Source organism: Deinococcus actinosclerus, from assembly GCF_001507665.1.
GTDB classification, from domain to species: Bacteria; Deinococcota; Deinococci; order Deinococcales; family Deinococcaceae; genus Deinococcus; species Deinococcus actinosclerus.
The window spans coordinates 2549668-2570634 of the sequence record NZ_CP013910.1 but is presented as its reverse complement, the minus strand read 5'-3'; the positions used below and the strand labels follow the sequence as shown (position 1 = coordinate 2570634).

23 protein-coding genes and 2 tRNA genes are annotated in these 20967 nt (G+C 70.8%); 4 read left to right on the top strand and 21 right to left on the bottom strand.

Going from position 1 to position 20967, the window contains the following annotated elements:
- Positions 1-113: 113 nt before the first annotated feature.
- Positions 114-254, top strand: coding sequence for a hypothetical protein (locus AUC44_RS16595; protein WP_157445350.1), 141 nt, complete (start codon positions 114-116; stop codon positions 252-254).
- Between the two features lie 235 nt (positions 255-489).
- On the opposite strand, the gene AUC44_RS12460 is transcribed toward AUC44_RS16595, so the two are convergent.
- The 5 genes from AUC44_RS12460 to AUC44_RS12440 form a co-directional block, all read right to left on the bottom strand.
- On the bottom strand, positions 490-1035 hold the full coding sequence (locus AUC44_RS12460; RefSeq protein WP_062159038.1) for a DUF1684 domain-containing protein: 546 nt from the start codon (positions 1033-1035) through the stop codon (positions 490-492).
- Position 1036: 1 nt separating this feature from the next.
- Complete coding sequence (locus AUC44_RS12455) at positions 1037-1252, bottom strand: RNA-binding S4 domain-containing protein (protein ID WP_046843150.1); 216 nt, start codon at positions 1250-1252, stop codon at positions 1037-1039.
- Positions 1253-1383: 131 nt separating this feature from the next.
- On the bottom strand, positions 1384-1908 hold the full coding sequence (locus tag AUC44_RS12450) for a hypothetical protein (protein WP_062159838.1): 525 nt from the start codon (positions 1906-1908) through the stop codon (positions 1384-1386).
- Complete coding sequence (locus tag AUC44_RS12445; protein WP_231724437.1) at positions 1908-2378, bottom strand: hypothetical protein; 471 nt, start codon at positions 2376-2378, stop codon at positions 1908-1910. Before AUC44_RS12445 ends, AUC44_RS12450 begins: the two co-directional genes overlap by 1 nt.
- A complete protein-coding gene (locus tag AUC44_RS12440; protein WP_062159037.1) occupies positions 2375-3379 on the bottom strand; it encodes an Ig domain-containing protein in 1005 nt (334 codons plus the stop codon). The genes AUC44_RS12445 and AUC44_RS12440 overlap by 4 nt, the downstream gene beginning before the upstream one ends.
- Positions 3380-3508: 129 nt before the next feature.
- On the opposite strand from AUC44_RS12440, the gene AUC44_RS12435 reads away from it, so the two are divergent.
- Positions 3509-6430 carry an insulinase family protein gene (locus AUC44_RS12435; RefSeq protein ID WP_062159036.1) on the top strand — a complete coding sequence of 974 codons (2922 nt, stop codon included), beginning with the start codon at positions 3509-3511 and terminating at the stop codon, positions 6428-6430.
- A 63-nt stretch (positions 6431-6493) separates the two neighbouring features.
- Here the strand turns inward: AUC44_RS12435 and fabF are convergent, their stop codons facing one another.
- The 7 genes from fabF to tig all read right to left on the bottom strand — a co-directional run bounded on the left by fabF (position 6494) and on the right by tig (position 13028).
- On the bottom strand, positions 6494-7738 hold the full coding sequence (gene fabF, locus AUC44_RS12430) for a beta-ketoacyl-ACP synthase II (protein ID WP_062159035.1): 1245 nt from the start codon (positions 7736-7738) through the stop codon (positions 6494-6496).
- Positions 7739-7861: 123 nt separating this feature from the next.
- Positions 7862-8092: an acyl carrier protein gene (gene acpP, locus AUC44_RS12425; RefSeq protein WP_046843145.1), complete on the bottom strand. Its 231-nt coding sequence runs from the start codon at positions 8090-8092 to the stop codon at positions 7862-7864.
- A 113-nt stretch (positions 8093-8205) separates the two neighbouring features.
- Positions 8206-8955, bottom strand: coding sequence for a 3-oxoacyl-[acyl-carrier-protein] reductase (gene fabG, locus AUC44_RS12420; RefSeq protein WP_062159034.1), 750 nt, complete (start codon positions 8953-8955; stop codon positions 8206-8208).
- Positions 8952-9488, bottom strand: a complete 537-nt coding sequence (locus AUC44_RS12415; RefSeq protein ID WP_062159033.1) for a DinB family protein — start codon at positions 9486-9488, stop codon at positions 8952-8954. Before AUC44_RS12415 ends, fabG begins: the two co-directional genes overlap by 4 nt.
- Positions 9485-10390: an ACP S-malonyltransferase gene (gene fabD, locus AUC44_RS12410; RefSeq protein ID WP_062159032.1), complete on the bottom strand. Its 906-nt coding sequence runs from the start codon at positions 10388-10390 to the stop codon at positions 9485-9487. Before fabD ends, AUC44_RS12415 begins: the two co-directional genes overlap by 4 nt.
- Positions 10387-11436, bottom strand: a complete 1050-nt coding sequence (locus AUC44_RS12405) for a beta-ketoacyl-ACP synthase III (protein ID WP_062159031.1) — start codon at positions 11434-11436, stop codon at positions 10387-10389. Before AUC44_RS12405 ends, fabD begins: the two co-directional genes overlap by 4 nt.
- 296 nt (positions 11437-11732) lie before the next feature.
- Positions 11733-13028 carry a trigger factor gene (gene tig, locus AUC44_RS12400; protein WP_062159030.1) on the bottom strand — a complete coding sequence of 432 codons (1296 nt, stop codon included), beginning with the start codon at positions 13026-13028 and terminating at the stop codon, positions 11733-11735.
- 272 nt (positions 13029-13300) lie between these two features.
- Between tig and AUC44_RS12395 the strand changes: the two genes are divergently transcribed.
- Positions 13301-14980 carry an FAD-dependent oxidoreductase gene (locus AUC44_RS12395; RefSeq protein ID WP_062159029.1) on the top strand — a complete coding sequence of 560 codons (1680 nt, stop codon included), beginning with the start codon at positions 13301-13303 and terminating at the stop codon, positions 14978-14980.
- Between the two features lie 136 nt (positions 14981-15116).
- Here AUC44_RS12395 and AUC44_RS12390 read toward each other — a convergent pair whose 3' ends face one another.
- Positions 15117-15407 carry a hypothetical protein gene (locus AUC44_RS12390; RefSeq protein WP_062159028.1) on the bottom strand — a complete coding sequence of 97 codons (291 nt, stop codon included), beginning with the start codon at positions 15405-15407 and terminating at the stop codon, positions 15117-15119.
- Positions 15408-15874: 467 nt separating this feature from the next.
- On the opposite strand from AUC44_RS12390, the gene AUC44_RS12385 reads away from it, so the two are divergent.
- Positions 15875-16129, top strand: coding sequence for a hypothetical protein (locus AUC44_RS12385; RefSeq protein ID WP_062159027.1), 255 nt, complete (start codon positions 15875-15877; stop codon positions 16127-16129).
- Between the two features lie 59 nt (positions 16130-16188).
- On the opposite strand, the gene AUC44_RS12380 is transcribed toward AUC44_RS12385, so the two are convergent.
- The 8 genes from AUC44_RS12380 to AUC44_RS12350 form a co-directional block, all read right to left on the bottom strand.
- Positions 16189-16274: transfer RNA gene (locus AUC44_RS12380), tRNA-Leu, on the bottom strand.
- 75 nt (positions 16275-16349) lie between these two features.
- Positions 16350-16426 (bottom strand) — tRNA-His (locus AUC44_RS12375).
- 101 nt (positions 16427-16527) lie between these two features.
- On the bottom strand, positions 16528-16953 hold the full coding sequence (locus AUC44_RS12370) for a c-type cytochrome (protein WP_062159837.1): 426 nt from the start codon (positions 16951-16953) through the stop codon (positions 16528-16530).
- A gap of 5 nt (positions 16954-16958) precedes the next feature.
- Positions 16959-18689, bottom strand: a complete 1731-nt coding sequence (locus AUC44_RS12365) for a b(o/a)3-type cytochrome-c oxidase subunit 1 (protein WP_082689055.1) — start codon at positions 18687-18689, stop codon at positions 16959-16961.
- Positions 18686-19282 carry a cupredoxin domain-containing protein gene (locus AUC44_RS12360; RefSeq protein ID WP_062159026.1) on the bottom strand — a complete coding sequence of 199 codons (597 nt, stop codon included), beginning with the start codon at positions 19280-19282 and terminating at the stop codon, positions 18686-18688. Before AUC44_RS12360 ends, AUC44_RS12365 begins: the two co-directional genes overlap by 4 nt.
- 1 nt (position 19283) lies before the next feature.
- The gene (locus AUC44_RS17210; RefSeq protein WP_257721365.1) at positions 19284-19415 is read right to left on the bottom strand and encodes a hypothetical protein; all 132 of its coding nucleotides are present in this window, start codon (positions 19413-19415) and stop codon (positions 19284-19286) included.
- Positions 19412-19987, bottom strand: a complete 576-nt coding sequence (locus AUC44_RS12355; protein ID WP_082689054.1) for a CBS domain-containing protein — start codon at positions 19985-19987, stop codon at positions 19412-19414. Before AUC44_RS12355 ends, AUC44_RS17210 begins: the two co-directional genes overlap by 4 nt.
- A 142-nt stretch (positions 19988-20129) precedes the next feature.
- Positions 20130-20933, bottom strand: coding sequence for an AfsR/SARP family transcriptional regulator (locus AUC44_RS12350; RefSeq protein WP_062159024.1), 804 nt, complete (start codon positions 20931-20933; stop codon positions 20130-20132).
- Positions 20934-20967 lie beyond the last annotated feature (34 nt).

Below are 20967 nucleotides of genomic sequence, written 5' to 3'. Positions count from 1 at the left end.
CATCGCTGGACATTTGTCCAGAACTCTAAAGAATCCGTCAGATTCGAGCCTCTGACGCGCTCTGACGGTCAACCTGGGCAGACAGGGGCTGAGACCGGGCCTACGCTGACGGCATGTACACCGGGCTGATGATCATCGCCGTGCTGACTGGTCTCCTGGCGGTCGGTCTGTACCTGCGGGCCAGGACCATCACCCCAGGTGAGCCCCAGCCACAGGCCACGACCAAGCAGCCCTCAGACAACTCCGGTGAATGAGACGCCCCCACCCTGGCCTGCGCTGGGGTGGGGGCTTTTTTCGTTATCCACAGCCCGCCTGTGGATAACGTCGTGTGCATGAGTGCGCCTCCACTCACCACCGGGCACACGGCGCGGGCCTGTCAGGACGCCCTGCTCCAGGCCGGCGCGGCGCAGGTGTACGTCGCAGTCGTGGCCCGCTGAAACCGGCAGCGGGAAGGCGGTGGGTGCTGCCCGTCCACCCTCCCGGACCTGTTCAGCCCAGGCGTTCGCCGGCCGTGACCGCGTCCGGCAGCCAGTTCTCGCGGGGCGGGAGCGGGCACGTCCAGCCGTCCCCGTACGCGCAGTACGGGTGGTACGCCAGATTGAAATCCACCCGCACGAGCGCGCCGTCCCCGCCCAGCTGCCGGTCGAGCGGCGCGTCCAGGTAGCGGCCCGCGCCGTACGTGGTGTCGCCGCTCGTGGCGTCGCGGAAGGGGATGAACACCCGCTCCGGGCGTTCCTCGCCCAGCGGCGCGAACACCAGCAGGCTGCGCTCGCCGCCGGGCAGGGGCAGGTGCACCTCGCCGATCCGGGCCATGGTGCGCGTCTCGCCGGTGTTCGTCTCCAGCGTCCACTCCGCTCCCGCGTCATCCTGCGGCAGCGGCTCGAGGAGCACCGTGAACGCCCACGCCTCATCCGGCGGGAAGTACGACAGCCCCGCGAACGCCGCCGGGTTCACCGGGCCGCGCCCGGCCGCGAAATGCTCGTCCTTGCGGCGGCGGAAATCCAGCACCGCCGCCTCGTACGCCGAGGCGGTCACGTTAGAAGTCCACCCGCACGCGCTCCCCGGCGTACTCCACGATGTCCCCACGGCGCAGCTTCTTGCGGCGGCGCGTCTCGATCTCGCCGTTCAGGCGCACCTCGCCGCCCTGCACGCGGAACTTCGCCTCGCCGCCCGTTTCCACCATGCCGCGCATTTTCAGGAAGTCCTGAAGGTCGATCGTGTCCTGCTCGGGGTACCCTCGTTCACCAGTCATGCCGCGCAGCGTAGCAGCGCCCCGCCCCGCCTGTCTGTGGGGCGGGACGGGGCGCGCGGACTCTCTTCTGCGACTTCCGGCTGTTCCGTCGAGTACCCGGCGCCCGTGCGGGTACTCGACGCCACGCCCGGCTAGAGCCTGTACTGGGCGCTGAACAGCCGCAGGTCGGCGTCGTCCACCCTGCCGTTGCCGTCCAGGTCGCCGATGCTGGTCGTCTTGCCGTAGTTGTTCATCAGCAGCGCGAGGTCGGTCAGGTCGATCTTCCCGTCGCCGTTCAGGTCCGCGCCGCTCAGGCGGGCGCGGGCGCTGGCGGTCGTCCAGTCGGTCAGTTTCCACTCGCGGGTCAGTTCCGCGCGCAGGGCGTCCTGAAGGTTCAGCGGGCCGCGCGGGTTGAACTCGATGCGGCGCTCGGTGCCCAGGCCGAAGCTACGGGCGGCCACGTCCGGGCTGAAGGGCGCCGCGCCGCCCAGCGTCAGGATGGGGCCGCCGCTGGTGTCCAGCGTGACCGGGAAGTCCGGGCCGGCCAGGGCGGCCAGGGCGGCCTGCACGGCCTTCGTGAGTTCCTCGCCCTGCGGGCGGAGTTTCACGCTGACCGCGCCGGCGGACCCCAGCAGGACGCTGCCCAGCAGGGCCAGCAGGAGGGAACGGGCGCGCATCACTTGCCTCCCCGGGCGCTCAGCAGCGCCTCGCGCAGTTTCACCGGATCGGTGATGTCCCCGGCCGTGACCTTGCCGCCCGTCACGGCGTACAGGCCCTGGTTGAAGCCCACGAGGGGGCTGTCCAGCCGCGCGGCGTACAGCAGCGCCACGACCTCCAGGCCCGCGCGCAAGTCGGGCAGGCCGTCCACGCCCTTCAGGACGAACAGGGCCGGTTTACCGCCCTGCTGTGGCAGGCGCGTGGCGTCCCCGGCGATGGTCTCGGTGACGGTCAGCGGGTACGCGAGGTACGTGACCTCCCCGTCCTTGACCTCGGCGGGGGTGCCCAGCGTGGCGCGGACGATCACCTCGGCCCGCTGCGCCTGCTGCGCCAGCGTCAGCGTGGGCGCCGTGGTCGCCAGGGCGGGGGAGAGCGCGGTGAGGGCGGGGCCCGCCAGCGCGGCGGCCAGCAGCAGCGTGCGCGCGTTCACTTGCCACCTCCCGTTCCACCGGCAGGCGGGGGCGTGGGGTTGGGCTCGGTCTTCGGCGGATCCGTCTGCGGGACCTCACCCGGCGGGGTGGTGTCCGTGCCGGTCTTGGGCGCGTCGGTCGGCTTCGATTCCGCTGGTTTCTGTTCCGCTGGTTTCTGGTCAGTGGGCTTCTGCTCGGCGGCTTTCTGGTCGGCCGCCTTCTGTTCGTCTGCCTTCTTCTGCTCGGCCGCCTTCTGGGCGTCTGCGGCCTTCTGCTCGGCGGCCGTCAGTTTCTGCGCCAGCGCCTTGCCGTCCCCGCCGCGCGCCTCGTAGCCCAGGTCGGGGCTGCTCAGCGTGACGGGCGCGGCGGGTTTCACGCTGATCAGCGCCACGCGCGACCCGCTGCGCGGCACCGCCTTGAAGCCCAGGTCCACCGTCAGGCGCGTCCCGTCCTGCCGCCAGAACACCAGCGCGCCGCCCTCGGGTTGCACGCGCGTGACCGTCACCTTCTCCGGCAGGGTCCACGTGACGCGCGCGGCCCGCACGCTGCGCGGCGCGGTGATCAGCAGCGGCACGCGCGTCTCGCCCCGGATCTCGCCGCCCGGGAGGGTCAGGCTCAGGCTCAGGGGCGGCAGCTCCTGCACGTTCAGGGTGTACGACTTCTGCTTGCTGCTCAGCGTGGAATCCGTGACCTCCAGCGTGAAGGTGTACGTCCCGGCCTTCGTGGGCGTGCCGCTCAGGGTCGTGCCGCTCAGAGTCAGGCCGGGTGGGAGGGTGCCCTCGATCCGGCGCACGGTGTACGGTCCCGCGCCGCCCGCGACCTCGATGGGCGTCGTGTACGGTTCCTGGAGGTACACCGGGGGCAGGCCGCTGGCGCGGTCGTTGAAGTACAGCGCGTCCCGGGCGCTGCTGCTGGACGTGCCCGCAAGGTCCTGTCCGCAGGCGACCAGCGCCCCCACGGGCAGCGCGCAGGCGAGCAGGACGCCCAGCCCCCGCCGGGCGGCGAAACGCGAATGTGCCATGCCCAGCAGTGTAGCCGCGCCGGGCCACGCGGCGGTGAACGAACCGTGATACCGCCGGGTGCGCCGGGCCCCGAATCGTGCCCGACTTCCCGCACGGCCCAGCGGGAGCGGGTTTAGACTGCCGGGCATATGACGATCATGGATTCACTGCCCGCCGCGCCACACGTGGGCGAGATGCTGGGCCGCTACACCGTCGAGCGCGTCGAGGCCCTGCCCGAGATGCAGGGCACGCTGGTGCTGCTGCGCCACGAACTGGGCGCGCGGCACGCGCACGTGATCCGCGCGGACGACAACTCGGCGTTCGGTGTGACCTTCCCCACCGTGCCCAAGGACAGCACGGGCGTGGCGCACATCCTGGAGCACGTGGTGCTCATGGGCAGCCAGCGGTTCCCGGTGCCCGACCCGTTCTTCTCGATGCTGCCCAGATCGCTGAACACCTTCATGAATGCCATGACCGCCAGCGACTGGACGACCTACCCGTTCTCCACCCGCAACGAGAAGGATTTCTTCAACCTGCTGGCCGTGTACCTGGACGCCACGTTCTTCCCGCTGATGCGCTACGAGAGCTTCCGGCAGGACGGGCACCGCTTCGAATTCGCCACCCCCGATGACCCCAGCACGCCGCTGAAGTTGCAGGGCGTCGTGTACAACGAGATGAAGGGCGCGATGGCCAGCCCCGGCTCGGTCATGTGGCGCGCGTTCGGCAAGGCGCTGTACCCGGATCTGACCTACGCGAACAACAGCGGCGGCGCGCCCGAGGAGATCCCCAACCTCTCCTACGAGGGCCTGCGGGCCTTCCACGCGGCGCACTACCACCCCAGCAACGCGTTCTTCTACACGTACGGGCAGCTGCCGCTGGCGCGCATCCTGGACGCCATCGAGAACCACGTCATGGCGCAGTTCGCGCCGCAGACGCTGGACGTCAGCATTCCCGACCAGCCCGCGTTCGACGCGCCCCGCCACGAGAGCGCCGTGTACCCCGGCACCGACGTGGAACGCGGCGCGCAGGTGCTCGTCGGCTGGAAGCTGGGGCACTCCAGCGACCCGGACCTGAACCTGCGCTGGAGCGTCCTGAGTGACGTGCTGCTGGGCAACCCCGCCGCGCCCCTGACCCGCCCGCTCATCGAGTCCGGGCTGGGCAGCGCCCTGGCGGACGGCAGCGGCTACCGCGACTCGTTCCGCGAGGGGGCCTTCGCCGCCGGGCTCAAGGGCCTCCCCGCCGGGAAGGCCGCCGAGGTCGAGGCGCTCGTGCTGCGCACCCTGGAGGAGATCGCCGCGCAGGGCATCGAGCCGGAACTGATCGAGAGCAGCCTCCACCAGTTCGAGATCGCGCAGAAGGAAGTCAGCAACAGCGGCTACCCCTTCGCGCTGAGCGTGATGTTCCGCCTGCTCGGCCCCTGGATGCAGGGCGGCGACCCGGTCACGGGTCTGCGCCTCGACGCTCAGCTCTCTCGCCTGCGGGCCGACCTCGCGCGGGGCGCGGTGTTCAAGCCGATGCTCCGTGACCTGCTCACCAACCCGCACCGCGTCACGCTGGAAGTCACGCCCGACCCCGCCCTGGCCGAACGTGCCGAGGCGGACGAGGCCGCCTTGGTCGAGCGCCTGAGCGCCGACTTCACCGACGAGGACCGCGCCCGCATCGTCGCGGACAGCCTGCGCCTCAAGGAACTTCAGGGTCAGGAAGCCGACCGCAGCGTCCTGCCCACCCTGGGCCTCGGGGACATCCCCACCGCCGCTCCGGCCGTGCCCTACCAGACCGAGCAGCCCGGCCGCGCCCGCGTGGCCCGCGCCGCGCAGCCCACCGGCGGCCTCACGTACCTGGACGTGCAGCTGCGCCTCCCGGCCCTGCCCGACGACCTGCTCGACGCGCTGCCGCTGTACACCTTCGCCGTGACCCGCAGCGGCGCCGCCGGGCGGGACTACGTGAGCCTCGCGCGCCGCATCGAGGCCGTCACGGGCGGCGTCAGTGCCGCCGTCGGCGTGGGCACCCCCCCGGACGACCTGAACGCCGTGCGCCTCGCCGTGACCTTCAGCGGCAAGGCCCTGGCCCGCAACGCCCCCGCCCTGGTGGAGGTCCTGCGCGACCTGATCGCCGCGCCCGACTTCACCCGCGACCGCCTGGAGCAGCTGCTCAAGCAGCGCCTCGCGGGCCTTCAGGCCAGCGTCGTGCAGGCCGGGAACGCCTACGCCGAACGCCTCGCCGCCGCGCAGCTCAGCGTCACGGGCGCCGTGCAGGAACGCTTCAGCGGCCTGACCGCCCTGGCCACCCTGAAAGCCACCGTCGAAGGCGAGGGGGGCCTAGACGACCTCCTGGAGCGCTTCGGGCGCCTGCGGGACCTGATCCGCACGGCGGAACCCCTCCTCGCGCTGACCGCCACGCCCGACGACCTGAACCTCGACCTGAGCCCCCTGACTGATCTCTTCAGCGGCGACGCCCCCGTCGGCCGCCCCGCGCCCGCCCTGCCCACGCGCGCCCCGCAGGCCCGCACGACCGACGTGCCCGTCTCGTACAACGCCGTCGCGTTCCCCACCGTCCCCTACACCCACCCCGACAGCCCCGCCCTGCTCGTCCTGTCCCGCGTGCTGCGCAGCGAGTACCTGCTGCCCGAACTGCGCGAGAAGGGCGGCGCGTACGGCGGCGCCGCCAGCTTCGACCCGCGCGAGGGCGTGTTCGCCATGAGCAGCTACCGTGACCCGCACGTGGCCCGCACCTTCCAGGTGTTCAAAGACGCCCGCACGTTCCTCAGCGGCGACCTGGGCGAGCGCGAACTGACCGAGGCGATCCTCTCCGCCAGCAAGATCCTCGACCCCCTCACCAGCCCCGACACCGCCGGCCGCCGCCGCATCTACGGCGACCACGCCGGCTACACCCAGGACGTGGAGCAGGCCTACAAGGCCCGCCTGCTGGCCGTCACCCTGGGCGACCTGCGCCGCGTCATGGACACCTACCTCACCCCGGAACGCGCCACGTACGGCGTCGTCACCGGCCGCGACCCCAACAGCGACGACCTCGCCGCACTGGGCCTGAAATTCGACGTACAGGCCATCTGAAGCCGCCGAACACATCATGAAGCGGCCCCCTCCGATCACTGGAGGGGGCCGCTTCCTTGAACCTCAGATCTTCCTGAACAGCAGCGCGGCGTTCTGGCCGCCGAACGCGAAGGAGTTGCTCAGCGCGTACTCCACCTGCGCCTCGCGGGCCTCCAGGGGAATGTAGTCCAGGTCGAGGGCCGGGTCGGGGTCGGTGAGGTTGATGGTGGGCGGCAGGACGCCGTCCTTCAGGGCCTGCGCCACCGCGATGGCCTCCACGGCGCCCGCCGCGCCGAGCAGGTGCCCGGTCATGCTCTTCGTGGAGCTGATGGCAAGATTGCGGGCGTGGTCGCCGAACACGTGTTTGATGCCCTGCGTCTCGTGCAGGTCATTGAAGTGCGTGCTCGTGCCGTGCGCGTTGATGTACCCGACCTGATCGGGGTTCACGCCTGCCGTGGCGAGCGCCATGCGCATGGCGACCTGCGCGCCGCGGCCCTCGGGGGCGGGCATGGTGATGTGGTGCGCGTCGGCGCTGGTGCCGTACCCGACGACCTCGGCGTAGATGGTCGCGCCGCGCTTCACGGCGTGCTCGTACTCCTCCAGCACGACCACGCCCGCACCCTCACCCAGCACGAAGCCGTCACGGGAGGCGCTGAAGGGACGGCTGGCGAGTTCCGGCTCGTCGTTCCGGGTGGACAGCGCCTTCATGTTCGAGAAGCCCCCGATGGCGATGGGCGTGATGGCGGCCTCGCTGCCCCCGGCGATCATCACGTCCGCCAGACCCAGCTGGATGTACCGCGCGGCGTCCCCGATCGCGCCGGTGCCGGTGGCGCAGGCGGTGACGACCGTGCTGCTCGGGCCGGTCGCGCCGTAGCGCATCGCGACGTGCCCGGTCGCCATGTTCGCGATCATCATGGGGATGAACATCGGGCTGATGCGCCCCGGACCGCGCGAGTGCAGCACCCCGGCCTGATCCTCGAAGGTCTTCACGCCGCCGATGCCGCTGCCGATCACGGTGCCGGTGCGCTCGCCGCGCAGCTCGTCCTCACTCAGGCCGCTGTCCTGCACGGCCAGCGCCGCGCCCGCCAGGGCCAGCTGCACGTACCGGTCGAGTTTCTTCGCCTCGCGCGGGTCCACGAACGCGGACAGGTCGTCGTTCACCTCACCCGCGATCTTGCTGCCGGTCTCCGCCGGGTCAAAGCGCGTGATGGTTGCAATGCCGCTCTTCCCGGCCCGCTGCGCCTGCGCGAACGCCTGCGCGCCCACCCCGATGGGCGTGACCGGCCCCAGGCCCGTGATCACCACCCGTTTCAGTCCTGAAACACCCACTGGCTTCCCTCCTGACTGGGCCCGCCCCGCACGGGGCCACCCGGAAAAAGTTGGGGCGGGAGGCGGATTTCTGCCCGCACCCCGCCCGTCACGCTGCCCCCCGCGTTGGGGGAGCGTCCTGAGTTACTGCTTGCTCTCGATGTAGTCGACAGCGGCCTGCACGGTGCGGATCGTCTCGGCGTCCTCATCGCTGATGGTGATGCCGAACTTGTCTTCCAGACCCATGATCAGTTCCACGGTCTCCAGGCTGTCGGCGCCCAGGTCTTCCACGAAGCGCGCCTCGGGGCTGACCTTGTCGGCGTCCACACCCAGCTTGTCCACGATCACGTCTTTCACATCATCAAAAGTTGCCATGAGTTCGTACCTCCTGATACTGAAGTCTGCGCCAGTCTACACGCGGCGTCCATGAGAGGCAGCTGATTTGAACGGGGTTCAACGGTCATGAAATGACCGGTGGCACGCGCCGTTCAGTGAGGGTTCAGCCCGCCGTCCACGCCGATGGTCTGCCCGGTGATGTACCCCGCGCCGTCACTCGCCAGGAATGCCACGAGCGCCGCGACCTCCTGTGGCTGCCCGAAGCGCGCCAGGGGAATGCTGCCCAGGTACGCCTGCTGCACAGTGTCGGGCAGCTGCGCGGTCATGTCGCTCTCGATGAAGCCGGGCGCCACGGCGTTCACGGTGATGCCGCGCCCGCCGTACTCCTTGGCCAGGGCCTTGGTCAGGCCGATCAGGCCCGCCTTGCTCGCCACGTAGTTCGCCTGTCCGGGGTTGCCCATCAGGCCCACCACGCTGGCGATGTTGATGATCCGGCCCGAGCGGGCTCGCATCATGTGCTTGATCGCCGCGCGGCACGCCGTGAACGCACTCGACAGGTTCGTCTGGAGGACGGCGTCCCAGTCCTCGTCCTTCATGCGGATCGCGAGGGTGTCCCGCGTGATCCCGGCGTTGTTCACGAGCACGTCGAGGCGGCCCATCGCCTTGATGACGTCCTCGACGAGCTCTCCGGCGTTCGCGGGGACGGTCAGGTCGGCGCCGAACACCTCGGCGCGCACGCCGTGCGTGGCGGCCTCGTCCGCGACCTTGCGGGCCTCGTCGGCGTTCCGGCCGTAGTGGATGGCGACGTCGAAGCCGCTGGCGGCGAGGTTCAGGGCCATGGCTCTGCCCAGGCCCCGGCTGCTGCCGGTCACCAGGGCGACTTTACGGGGGGTTTCGGTCATGGGATCTCCAGTGCTTGAGGCTTCAGTGCAGTCTGCACGCCCCGCAGGTGGTGCAGGTCGTGGTACAGGGTGAAATGCAGCATCTCGGCCAGCGTGACCTCACCCAGGGCCGGGTGGGGCAGCGTCGCGCCGTGCAATTCGGTGTCTGTGCAGTAGGCGGTGAGGTGATGCTCCAGCAGGGCGACCGAGTCGCGGTAGGTCTGCACCAGTTCCGCCTGGGTGCCCTGCGGATCGGGTAGGAAGCGGCCTGAGGCCTTCACGCCGCCGCGCAGCGCCTCCAGGTACGCCGCTTGAAGCTCGGCGGCACTGCGGCTGCCGGGCGGCGTGCGCTGCCCCCAGCCGAAGCGGTCGCGCGGCATGGAGAGGGCCAGCGCCAGCACCTTGTGCGAGCGGATCAGGTGATCGAGGTGCTGCGCGGCCGACCAGCGTTCCGGGGCGGCGCGCGTGAAGTCCTGTGCGGGCAGGGCCGCGAAGAATGCGGCCACCTCCGCGCCACGGGCGTTCAGCGCGTTCTGGAACGCTGCCAGGTTCACAGGGTGAAGTCCTGCACCTGCGCGGCGGTGCCGACGTTGAGGGTGCGGGCGTCGGGCAGGATGCGCTTGACGAGGCCGGTCAGGACGGTGCCGGGACCGAACTCGATGAACACGTCCGCACCTGCGGCGGCAAGCGCCTGGATGGTCTCGACCCAGCGCACGGCCCCGGTGATCTGCTCGGTCAGCAGTCCCGGCAGGGCGGTGGGGTCGGTGTTCGGCTGCGCGGTGACGTTCGCGTACACCGGGAAGGCGGGGGGCGCGAACGCGGTCGTCTGGAGCTCCGGGGCGAGCCCGGCGGCGGCGGGCGCCATCAGCGGGCAGTGGAAGGGCGCGCTGACTTTCAGGGGGATGGCCTTCAGGCCGCGTGCTTTCAGGGCGGCGTTCGCGGCGTCCACGCCGCCCTTCGTGCCGCTGATGACGGTCTGGGTGGGGGCGTTGAAGTTCGCGGGCTGCGCGCCTTCGGTCCCGGCGCAGACTTCCGCGACGACCGCCGGGTCGCCCATGACGGCGCTCATGGCGCCCGCACCGACCGGCACGGCGGCCTGCATGAGTTCGCCGCGCTGGCGGGTCAGGCGCAGCGCGTCCCCGAGGCTCAGGGCGTCGGCAGCCACCAGTGCGGAGTACTCGCCCAGCGAGTGCCCCGCGGCGAACGCGGGCGTCAGGCCGGTGTGGGCGCGCCACGCGCGGTACGCGGCGACGCTCGCGGCGACCAGCGCGGGCTGCTGGTTGGCGGTCAGGGTCAGGTCGTCGGGCGGGCCCTGTTCGATCACGGCGCGCAGGCCCGGCAGGACGTGCTCGACCTGGGTGTACACCTCGGCCGCTTCGGGGAACGCGGCGGTCAGGTCGGCGCCCATGCCGACGCTGTGCGAGCCCTGCCCGGGGAAGAGTGCGGCGATCTTCATGCGGTCACCTCCGTCTGCTGGGCATTGCTCTCGGCTTTCAGGCTGGGCGCGCCGCCCCACCACTTCATGGTGCCCGCCACCCAGCTCAGGCCGCCGCCGAACGCGATCAGCAGGAGCTGCTGCCCGTCCGTGATCTGCCCGGCGTCCACACCCTCGCGCAGCACGAGCGGCACGGTCGCGGAACTGGTGTTCCCGTAGCGGTCGAGGTTCACGATGGTCTTGCTCATGGGCAGCCCGAAGCGGTCCATGGCGGCCTCGATGATCCGCACGTTCGCCTGGTGCGGGATGACCCAGTCCACGTCGGCAGTGGTCAGGCCGCTCTTGGCGAGGACCTGCGTGCCGCTGTCGCCCAGGGCGCGCACGGCGAACTTGAAGACCTCACGGCCGTTCATGCCGACCGAGTCCCCCATGTTGAACCCGCCGGGGAGGGTGGGGGCCACGCAGCGCAGGTACAGGCTGGACCCGCCGTTGCCGTCGGCGCCCATGATGAAGTCCTGGAAGCCGTACCCGGCAGGCACCGGGCCGACCACGGCGGCGCCCGCGCCGTCCCCGAAGAGGATGGCGGTGTTGCGGTCGTCCTGATCGACGATCTTGCTCAGGACCTCGGCGCCCACCACGAGCACGCGCCGCGCGCTGCCCGCGAGGATCAGGCCCTGCGCGACACTCAGGGCGTACACGAAGCCGCTGCACGCGGTCGAGAGGTCGAAGGCGGCCGCGCCGGTCAGGCCGACCTGCATGGCGATCAGCGCGGCGGTGGACGGCATCAGCGCGTCGGGGCTGACGGTGGCGCAGATGACGGCGTCCACGCCTTGCAGGGCCTGCGGGTCGCGGCGCAGCAGGTCGCGCACGGCCAGGACGCCCACGTCGCTGGTGTACTGCTCGGGCGTGGCGAAGCGGCGCTCGCGGATACCGGTGCGGGACTCGATCCAGTCGGCGTTGGTGTCCATGCGGGCCTCGAAGTCGCTGTTCGGCACGACGCGCTCGGGGACGTACATGCCCAGCGCCGTGATGCCCAGCGTGGGCCGGGTGGGGGAGGGGTCGCTCATGGGGGCACCGTAGCATTCATTGAACGTCCGTTCAATGAATTGAGTTCAGATTTTGGCGGTGCGCAGATCGGCGGCGGGTGCGCTGCTCACCGCCGACCCGCACCGTTCGGAGCGAGAACCCGCCACAGGGCGCGCTCCGGCGTGCAGGGACCGGGCGTGCGTCCGTCCGGACGTGGAACAGAGGAACGCGGCCGTGTCCTGCTGGCCGGGCCAGCATCCTCCCCCGCCTCCTCCAGTCACGGACAGCAGCAAAACCGGGGCGCTCCCGCAGGAACGCCCCGGCCCTTCAGACGGGATTACTCCGCGCTGGTTTCGGTGCTCTGCTCTTCGGTGGCGGCCTCGCTGCCTTCGCCCTTGGCGCCGGACAGCTGGGCGATGGCCTGCTGGAGGCCCTTCTCGCGCACGAGGCTGATGTAGTACGAGTTGATGCCGTTCGGCCCGAGCTGCTTGCTCAGCTCGGCCGGGGTCAGGCCGTTGGCCTGCGCCAGCGCGTTCATGGTCTGGTTGAACTCGGCGTCGCTGACCTGCACCTTCAGGTCCTCGGCCAGCTTCTCCAGCACCAGGTCACGCTTCACGCGGCTCTCGGCGTTCTTGCCCAGGTCGGCCATGAAGTCGTCCAGCTTGCCCTGCTCCTGCATGAACGCCTCGTACTCGCCCCACTTGACGCCCTGGCGGCCCAGGTCGTCCTTGATCTCCTCGAGCATGCCCTCTCGGCGGCGGTCCAGCAGCGCCTGGGGAATGTCGGCTTCCATGCCGTCGACCAGCGCGGTGATGAACTCCTCGCGGCGGGCGGCCTCGCCTTCCTGCTGCGCGCGGCGCTCCAGTTCACCCTTCAGGTCGCCTCTGAGGCGCTCCAGCGAGTCGAAGTTCAGGCTGCCCGCGAACGCGTCGTCGAGCTCCTGCAGCTGCTTGGTCTTCACGTCCACGACCTTGACGGTCACGGTGTGCTCGGGGTGCTCGTGGTCGCCGTGGCTGTGCGCGGGCACGGTGATCTCCACGGTGTCGCCCTTGGTCTTGCCGACCAGCGCGTCACGGACGTGCGCCTCGGCGACGTCAAGGTACACGGGGTACGTGCCGCCATCCTCGCCCTCTTCCTCGATGGTCACCTGGTCGCCGGCCTCGATGGGACGCTCGACGCTCTCGAAGGTGGCGTTGCGCTCGCGCAGGTCGTTCAGGGTGCGCTCGAGCACCTCGTCGGTGATCTCGGGCGCGGCGGCGCTGAGGCTCAGGCCGCTCCAGTCGGCGAGTTTCACTTCGGGGTACGTCTCGCCCTTCACGGTGAACTCGAACGTCTGGCCGCTGGCCAGGGTCTGCGGCTCGATGCTGGCGTCCACGAGGCTGAGTTTCAGTTCGCGGGCGGCCTGGGTGTAGTGGGTTTCCAGCAGGCGGTCACGGACTTCCTGCTCGACGTAGCCCTTGCCCACGCGACCTTCGATGACCTTGCGGGGAGCCTTGCCGGGGCGGAAGCCGGGCACGCGCACGTCGCGCGCCAGACCGGCCCACACCTGGTCGTAGGCGCGGTTCACTTCGGCGGCGGGCACCGACACCTTGAATTCCACCTTGTTGCCTTCTCTGCTGATCAGCTCTGCCATTGGGTCTCCCGTCTGCGCCGCCTCCGCCCGCCGTCAGGCCCCAGTGGGGGTGCGTGCGGGCGTGCGCGGCGCGTTCCTCTGTTGAATCTGCCCTGCCGCTCACCGGCTCCCCACCACCGCGGGGCCTGGGCGCGACATGCCGCCAAGCATGATAGTGCATTTGCGCGCAGTGGGCAGGGGAGGCGCCGGCGCGGGGCTCCCCGCCTGGGGCCGGCGCGCGGGGCGTACACTGCCCTGGACGCCATGAACAGACCGAGCACCCAGGAGAGCGCATGATCACGCCGCAGTGCCTGCGGGAAGTGCCGCTGTTCGCCGGGCTGGACGAGGTCCTGCTGGGCGCGGTGGCCGCCGAGTCGGCCGACGTCCGGCTGAACGCGGGCGAGTACCTGATCCGCGAGGGGGACTCGGTCGCGTTCTTCGTGCTGCTCGAAGGCGAACTGGACGTCACGAAGGACGTCGCGGGCGAGACGCAGGCCGTGGACACCTACGGCCCAGGTGACTCGTTCGGCGAGCTGCCGCTGCTGCTGGGCACGTCGGCCACCGTGGACCTGCGCGCCCGGACCCCGGTGCGGGTCATGCGGGTGGACGGTCAGGATTTCATGGCGCTGCTGCGCTACTCCGACACCCTGGCGGGCACCGTCCTGTCGAACATGACGCGCCGCGTGCAGAACCTCCAGCGCGTGGTGCTGGACGCCCCGGCGGCCGTGACGCTGCTGGTGGGCTCGGCGGACGACCTGCACTGCTTCGGGCTGCGGGACTTCCTGTCGCGCAATCAGGTGGTCTTCCGCTGGCTGGACCCGGGCGCCCCCACCCTGGCCTGCGAGATTCCCACGGGTGTGGAGGTGGGTCCCCTGCCGGCCGTGGTGCTGCCGGACGGTGAGGTGCTCGTCCGGCCCAGCGTGCGGGACCTCGCTCCGCGCGTGGGGTTGCAGGTGGAACCCAGCATGGAGGAGTACGACGTGGTGATCGTGGGGGGCGGCCCGGCGGGGCTGGCGGCGGCGGTGTACGGGGCCTCGGAGGGCCTGTGCACGCTGCTGATCGAGAAGGAGGCCCCGGGCGGACAGGCCGGCACGAGCAGCCGCATTGAGAACTACCTGGGTTTCCCGACCGGGCTGTCCGGCGGGGAACTGAGCGCGCGGGCGCTGCGACAGGCGCGCCGCTTCGGCGCGGAAGTCGTCACTACCCGTGAGGTCGCGGCGCTGATCCCGGGCCCGGATGCCCACGAGGTGCAGCTTGACGGCGGCACGCGGGTACGCGCGCGCAGTGTGGTCCTCACCATGGGCGTCTCCTGGCGCGCCCTGCCGCTGAGCGGCACCGAGCGTTTCGTGGGGCGGGGCGTGTGGTACGGCGCGGCCCGCACCGAGGCGCCCGGCACGCGCGGCAAGGACGTGTACCTGATCGGCGGGGGGAACTCGGCGGGGCAGGCGGCGATGTTCTTCTCGAACTACGCCCGGCGTGTCTCGCTGCTGATCCGCGCGCCGCACGTCGAGAAGGGCATGTCGCAGTACCTGATCGACCAGCTGCGCGCCAAGGACAACGTCCGCATCTGCGAGTGCTGCGAGGTCACGGCCCTGCACGGCGACTCGCACCTGAGGGGCCTGACCGTGCACCACTCGGACACCGGCGAGGACGAGCACGTGGAGACCGACTCGCTGTTCGTGCTGATCGGCGCGGACGCCCGCACCGACTGGCTGGGCGGCGTGGTGCTGCGTGACGAGCGCGGCTACGTCTGCTCGGGCCTTGATCTGGCCCCGCAGGGCGCGTGGCCCCTCAGGCGTGATCCCTTCCCGCTGGAGACCAGCGTGCCCGGCGTGTTCGTGGCCGGGGACGTGCGGCGCGGCTCGGTCAAGCGCGTGGCGAGCAGCGTCGGCGAGGGCAGCATGAGCATCGCCCTGGTGCACCAGTTCCTGGCGCTGGCCGAACAGGCTGGCGGTCAGACGACCACCGCCTGAAGCGCCGGCCACCGGGACCACCAGGGCAACGGGACGCCGTCCCAGTGGAACCCGGAGCCGCCGGGCCCTGACGTTGACGCGGCTGCGTGGGATTCCGTCCCGGCAGGTCGCCGGAACGCAGCGCCGCCCGCGGGGACTACGCGCCAGAGGTCGTCTGGGAGGTGCTCGGCGCGGCGGGACGCAGGAACCACACGTATCCCTCGAAGGAGCGCATGCGGTCCTGACGGGCATTCTTCTCCTGCAACTGGCCGGCCATCAGGCCGAACGGCGTGCGGAAGCGCACCTCGCAGCGGTTCGCGGCCTCGAAGGCCTCGTCGAGGGCGGCGATGTCCTGCGCCCACACACCGGACGCGGCGGGAAAGGGGCGGGCCAGAATGACGAGACGCTTGTTGGGCAGCGCCGTGTAGGTTCCCTGAAGTTCGAGCATCCATCACGCTAGCGGCTGCGCCGCGTTTCAAATAGGATCGCGCCTCCTTTGCGGCCCAGGCGGGCAGACGCGGTGGGCGGTCAGTGGGCGCGGCCGAAGCCGGGTCCCTCGGCCGTGCGCATGGCGTCCCGCGCGCCCGTCAGGTAGGGGCGCGCCTCGCCCACGATCCCCAGGTCGCTCAGGAACAGTGGCGCCTGCATGACGCCCATCTCCGTCGCCTGCTACGCCGTGCAGCCCTGCATGAGTGCCAGCGCGTACCAGCTGGAGGCCACCTGCCGCACCAGTGCGAACACTGGTGCATGGTTTCCCTGTCCTGCCCGTGTGCCGGAACCGGTCGGCTCTCCCCCCGCATAGGCGCGTCCGCTGTGTCCAAGTGCGGCTGCTGACCAGTGGAGGCCGCCCACACGGCGCATACTGCCCAGTCTGGAGTGATGTCTGTCCTCACGACTCCAGCGAGGAGTCAACCGATGACCCAACCCACCGATCTGAGCTTCACCTGGGTCCCTGGCATCATGGACCGCGTCCGGTTCACCCACGCGGGCGCCACGCACACGGTGTATCTGCGCGACGTGATCCGGCAGACCGTGCACAGTGACAGCGCCCTGTACCTCAAGGGCCGCGTGGTGCTGCCCGTGTCCGCCGCGCATCTGGCCGACCTGCTGGGCCGCTTCTCCATTCCGCTCGTGCCGGCGGTGCGCCTCCCGCCGGGCCGTGACGCCTGAGCAGACCCCGGCGACTGGTCGGGCGGTCATGAAAAAAGCCCGCCTGAGCGAGCTTCGTGTGGTGCGAGGAAAGGGACTTGAACCCTCACTCCCTACGGGAACCAGATCCTAAGTCTGGTGCGTCTACCAATTCCGCCATCCCCGCACGCTGGTGTGCCGACCTGTCCGGCGTGAAATGAAATCCGGCCCTGGGCTGACGCCTGGGGCCGGGATTTCGGTGTGGGGTGGATTATGGGATTTGAACCCACGACCTCCGCTTCCACAGAGCGGCGCTCTAACCGGCTGAGCTAAACCCACCACGCTGGCCCACGTCCTGTCAGGCCCACACAGATTAAAGGCAGCGGGGCCACCTGTCAATCCCACGTGCGGTGCGGGCGGCCCCGGTCTGCGCGTGCCGGTCAGGGCAGGGTCTTCACGTACGCCTGGATGGCGTCCAGCTGCGTGTCGGTGGGGGGCGCGCCGTCCAGGCCGGTGGTGGCGAAGCGGGGCATCACGACGCCCAGCGTGCGGCCTTCCGGGGCTTTCCCATCCAGCACCGCGTGACGGAAGTCGGCGGCGCTCCAGCCGCCCACGACCTTCAGGGCGGGGCCGACCGCACCCTCGGCCTTCGCGCCGTGGCAGCCGGCGCAGTTCCCGGCGTACAGGACGCTGCCGTCCGGGGTGGAGGCGCTGCTGGCCGCCGCGACGACCGCGCCGCTGCCCGTGCCCGCCAGGCGGTGCCCGACCCCGTACGAGCCGGCGCCCAGCGCCGCGCCCAGCACCAGCAGTCCCACGAAGCCCGCGATCTGCCCCGGCGTGAACCAGCTCCCGTACGCCTCGTTCATGCCGCTCACCAGAGCCTCTGGCCGGGAATGAACTGATAGTTCGCCAGCATCGGCGCGATGACCGGGCCGTACACCAGGATCACCAGCACGAGGGCCACGAACGTCAGGGCCAGCAGCGGCTCGGTGCGGCGCACCAGAGGGCTCGCCCCGGCCAGGGTCTCTCCAGCGGCGCTGATGGCCTCGCTCGTGGGGATCGGGGTGCTTTCCGGGTCGTCCACGCGCCGGGAGAGCAGCGTGCGCCACAGCACCGCGTAGAAGAGGATGGCCGCGACGAACAGCACGATGCCGCTGGCCGCCGTGATCGCCTTCGGAAGACCGAGGTGCATGGCGTCGTACACCGCCTGCTGCGCCGAGGCGCTCACCTGCGCGCGCCGGGGCACGCCCGCCAGTCCCTGCCAGTGCATGCCGAGCGCGAAGAGCATCATGCCCGTGAACCACCACCACACCGACGCCAGCGCTGTTCGGGGCGACGCGAGCCGCTTGCCGGTCAGGTGTGGGACCAGCCAGAACATCACGCCCATGAACGTCAGGGTGGTCGCGGTCCCGACCGTGATGTGGAAGTGCCCGGGAATCCACGCGGTGTTGTGCACCACGGGCGAGAAGGCCATGGAGGCGTTCACGATGCCGCCCGCCCCGCCGAAGATGAACGACACCATGGCGAGCACCTGCGCGGTCATGCTGGCGTTCCCCCACGGCAGGCGGCGCACCCAGCCGATCAGGCCCCGGCCCCCCCGGGCGCGGGCGGCGTCCTCCAGCGACGCGGCGGCGCTGAACGCGGTCAGCAGGCTGGGCACCGCGACCAGGAACGTCAGGAACATGTGGATGATCTTCCAGCTGTTCTGAACGTTCGGATCGGCGTACTGGTGGTGCAGGCCGACGGGCACGCTGAACACCAGGAACATCGCGAACGCCAGCCGGGTCAGGCCCTCGCTGGCCATGCGGCCGCCCGCCTGCCGCGGCAGGAACGCGTACCACGAGATGTACGCCGGGAGCAGCCAGAAGTACACGATGGGATGCCCCGTCCACCAGAACAGCGTGCGGGCCAGCAGCGGGTCCACGCCGCGGGTCAGGCCCAGCGACCAGGGGATCAACATAACCACGACCTCGACGACCAGGCCCAGCGCGGCCACGACCCACATCAGCCACGTGGCGACGCTCATGTACGTCACGACGGGCGTCACGCGGCCCGGGTGGGCGCGTTTCCACGCCAGCCACAGCCACACGACCTGCCCGGCCACCAGCAGGCTCGCGGCGACCATCACGGCCGCGCCGATGTAGAACACCGGGCTGCCCTCCAGCGGCGGGTAGAAGGTGTACAGCACCGTCGCGTTGTTCGTCAGCAGCGGCACGGCGGCCGTGAGCAGCCCCGCGGTCATGGTCAGGTACGTAAACCACGCAAAGCGCATGTTCGGGCGGACGTTCAGGTCCCGCACCGGCAGGTACAGCATCCAGCCGCTGATGAAGAACTGCGTGAACACCAGCGCGTTCAGCACGCCGTGCAGCGTCAGGCCCTGGTAGTATGACCCCAGCAGGACCTTCAGCAGGGGATAGTCGTACACGTTGACGCCGCCGTAGTTCAGCGCCTGCAGCGGCCCCAGCAGCACGCCGATCATCAGGGCGATGAAGGCGGTCACGGCGTAGTACTGCGTGAGTTTCTTGAGGCTGCTCAGCGTGGCGGCGTCCAGGCCCGGCAGCGCCGCGCTGGGGGCCGACTGGGAGGGAAGGGCGGTGGTCACTGGGTCTCCTTGGCGCCTGTGGCAGGCGGATCGACCACGAAGCGGGTGATCATGTTGTGATGCCCCACCCCGCAGTACTCGTTGCAGATGGCGTGCTGCTCGCCCGGGTGGCGGAACGTGACGGTCAGGGAGGCGACGTGCCCGGGCAGGATCTCGGCGTTGATGTTCGTACCGGTCACCTCGAAGCCGTGCGCGACGTCGGTCGCGGTGACGTGCAGCGTGACCGGTAAGCCCGCCGGGACGCGCAGCACCGCCGGCTGGAACGTGAAGTTCCCCGCCACGATGTACGCGTCCAGGGTGCCCTGATCGTTCAGAAGGGGCTGCCCGGCCGCGTCCACGACCAGGCCCGGTTTCGCGAAGGGCGTCGCGGCCAGATTCTTCGGGTCCACGCGGCCCCGGACGATGGGCCCGTCGTGGGCATGCCCGCTGCCCGCGTCCAGCAGGGGGTAGGTGCCGCTGATCACGCTGGCCAGCACGCCCACGAACAGCAGCGCCGTCATGACCAGCGCGACGCCCAGCCAGGCGGTCTCGTAGCGTTCCAGCGCGTGGTGATCCAGCCGGGCGGGCGGAGAGGACTCAGGAGCGCGGCTCATGTCAGGCCCGTCCCTGCAGGACGCCCAGCGCCAGCATCCACAGGCTCAGGATGCTCAGCACCAGGGTGACCACCACGACCAGCGCGCCGCGCGGGGCCTCGCCGCCCTCCGGCGGGTGGTGCGGGCCGCTCACGCCTGCGCCTCCGCGCCACTGGCGGCACCGGGCTTGCGACCGGAGTCATCCGATTCCCGGGCGGTCAGGACAGCGCTGACCGTCCGTCCATCTCCTGACCTCCGGTCTCCATTGCTGCTCCTTCCAGTCGGGTTCGTCTGCGACTCACCGCAACCCATGTTCAGTCCGTCCTCATATGCGTAGTCGCGCAGCACGTCGCTGACGGTCACGACGCCCACCACGCGCCCCTGGTCGTCCACGACCGGCAGGGCGCCCACCCGGTGGGTGAGCATGGTGTGCGCCGCGTCGCGGGCGTCCGCGTCGGGGCGGGTCGTGAGCACCGAGCGGCGCATCACGTCCGCCACGGTCACGGCCGCCAGCCGCGTCGTGGCCTCCCAGGGGGACAGGCTGGACACGCGGCTGGGCATCGCCTCGCGCACGTCGCGGTCGGTCACGATGCCCACGAGCGCCGCGCCGTCCATCACCGGCAGGCGGCGGATGCCGCGCGAACGCATCAGGTGCGCCGCGTCCGGCAGGGACAGGGTCGGGGCCGCCGTGATCACCGGGGCCGTCATCAGATCAAGTACTCGCATGGAACACCTCCATGCCGTGAGGGTCCAGTGAGGGCATTACGAAGCCATTACCGGCTGCGCAATCCCACTTCAGGCCGTCTGGGCGCGGCAGCAGCGAGGGCCCCGGCGGTGACCAGGGCCCTTCATCCAGCCTGTCTGACCGTCAGGTGGGGTCGCCGGAACCGGCGGGGCGGAACGGCGCGTTCACGCACGGCAGTTCGCCCCCCTTGAGCCGCTCCGCGAACGCCACCGTCTCCGGCAGCGGCGTGTCCCCGATCTCGGTCAGGAGGTACTGCCGGTAGCGGCGGTAGTACTCGGTCGCCGCGTACCGGTCCCGGGTCATCGCCAGACACGCCATCAGCCGCTGGTGGTGATCCTCCCCGATCAGCGGGTCGGTCTGCGCGGCCCGCACGAGATCCTGCGCGGCCAGCGGGCACTCGTGCGCCGCGCAGTGCAGCCGCGCCAGGGTCAGGTGCGCCTCCACGATCGCCGCGCGGTGCGCCTGCCGTGCCTCCTGCACCCACTCGCCCGTCAGGTGCGGCAGGTACTCGCCGTCCGCACTGGCCAGCGCCCGGCGCAGCAGGTCCTCCTGCTCGCGCGGCAGCTGGGCCTCCCGCGCGCCGCGCAGCGCCCGGTGCAGCGCCGCCGTGTCACTGGCCGCCAGCAGGTCCGGATGCAGCGCGTAGCGCCCGCCCCGCTCGGTGACCGCCTCCGGGAAGTCCAGCGCGTGCCGCAGCCGGTGCAGCGCCACCCGGAAGCGGTTCGCGGCGGCCGGGGTGTCCTCCAGATCCCACAGGTCCCGCAGCAGGTCGTGCCGGTAGCGGCCGTCCGGGTGCGCGTGCAGGTACCACAGCAGTTCCTCGGCGCTGCGGGCGGGCCACGCGACCGGCACGCCGCCGCGCAGCACCTCCGCCTGCCCCAGTGAGCGCAGCAGCCAGTCCCCAGTCGGCCTGTCCCCGTCCGTCATGCCCGCCACCTCCTGCCCCCATGCTGCCACGCGC

Coding starts and splice junctions, on each gene's coding strand:
- AUC44_RS16595 (WP_157445350.1), top strand. CDS start 114: ATGTACACCGGGCTGATGATCATCGCCGTGCTGACTGGTCTCCTGGCG.
- AUC44_RS12455 (WP_046843150.1), bottom strand. CDS start 1,252: ATGACTGGTGAACGAGGGTACCCCGAGCAGGACACGATCGACCTTCAG.
- AUC44_RS12450 (WP_062159838.1), bottom strand. CDS start 1,908: ATGCGCGCCCGTTCCCTCCTGCTGGCCCTGCTGGGCAGCGTCCTGCTG.
- AUC44_RS12440 (WP_062159037.1), bottom strand. CDS start 3,379: ATGGCACATTCGCGTTTCGCCGCCCGGCGGGGGCTGGGCGTCCTGCTC.
- AUC44_RS12435 (WP_062159036.1), top strand. CDS start 3,509: ATGACGATCATGGATTCACTGCCCGCCGCGCCACACGTGGGCGAGATG.
- acpP (WP_046843145.1), bottom strand. CDS start 8,092: ATGGCAACTTTTGATGATGTGAAAGACGTGATCGTGGACAAGCTGGGT.
- fabG (WP_062159034.1), bottom strand. CDS start 8,955: ATGACCGAAACCCCCCGTAAAGTCGCCCTGGTGACCGGCAGCAGCCGG.
- fabD (WP_062159032.1), bottom strand. CDS start 10,390: ATGAAGATCGCCGCACTCTTCCCCGGGCAGGGCTCGCACAGCGTCGGC.
- AUC44_RS12405 (WP_062159031.1), bottom strand. CDS start 11,436: ATGAGCGACCCCTCCCCCACCCGGCCCACGCTGGGCATCACGGCGCTG.
- tig (WP_062159030.1), bottom strand. CDS start 13,028: ATGGCAGAGCTGATCAGCAGAGAAGGCAACAAGGTGGAATTCAAGGTG.
- AUC44_RS12395 (WP_062159029.1), top strand. CDS start 13,301: ATGATCACGCCGCAGTGCCTGCGGGAAGTGCCGCTGTTCGCCGGGCTG.
- AUC44_RS12390 (WP_062159028.1), bottom strand. CDS start 15,407: ATGCTCGAACTTCAGGGAACCTACACGGCGCTGCCCAACAAGCGTCTC.
- AUC44_RS12385 (WP_062159027.1), top strand. CDS start 15,875: ATGACCCAACCCACCGATCTGAGCTTCACCTGGGTCCCTGGCATCATG.
- AUC44_RS12370 (WP_062159837.1), bottom strand. CDS start 16,953: ATGAACGAGGCGTACGGGAGCTGGTTCACGCCGGGGCAGATCGCGGGC.
- AUC44_RS12360 (WP_062159026.1), bottom strand. CDS start 19,282: ATGAGCCGCGCTCCTGAGTCCTCTCCGCCCGCCCGGCTGGATCACCAC.
- AUC44_RS12355 (WP_082689054.1), bottom strand. CDS start 19,987: ATGCGAGTACTTGATCTGATGACGGCCCCGGTGATCACGGCGGCCCCG.
- AUC44_RS12350 (WP_062159024.1), bottom strand. CDS start 20,933: ATGACGGACGGGGACAGGCCGACTGGGGACTGGCTGCTGCGCTCACTG.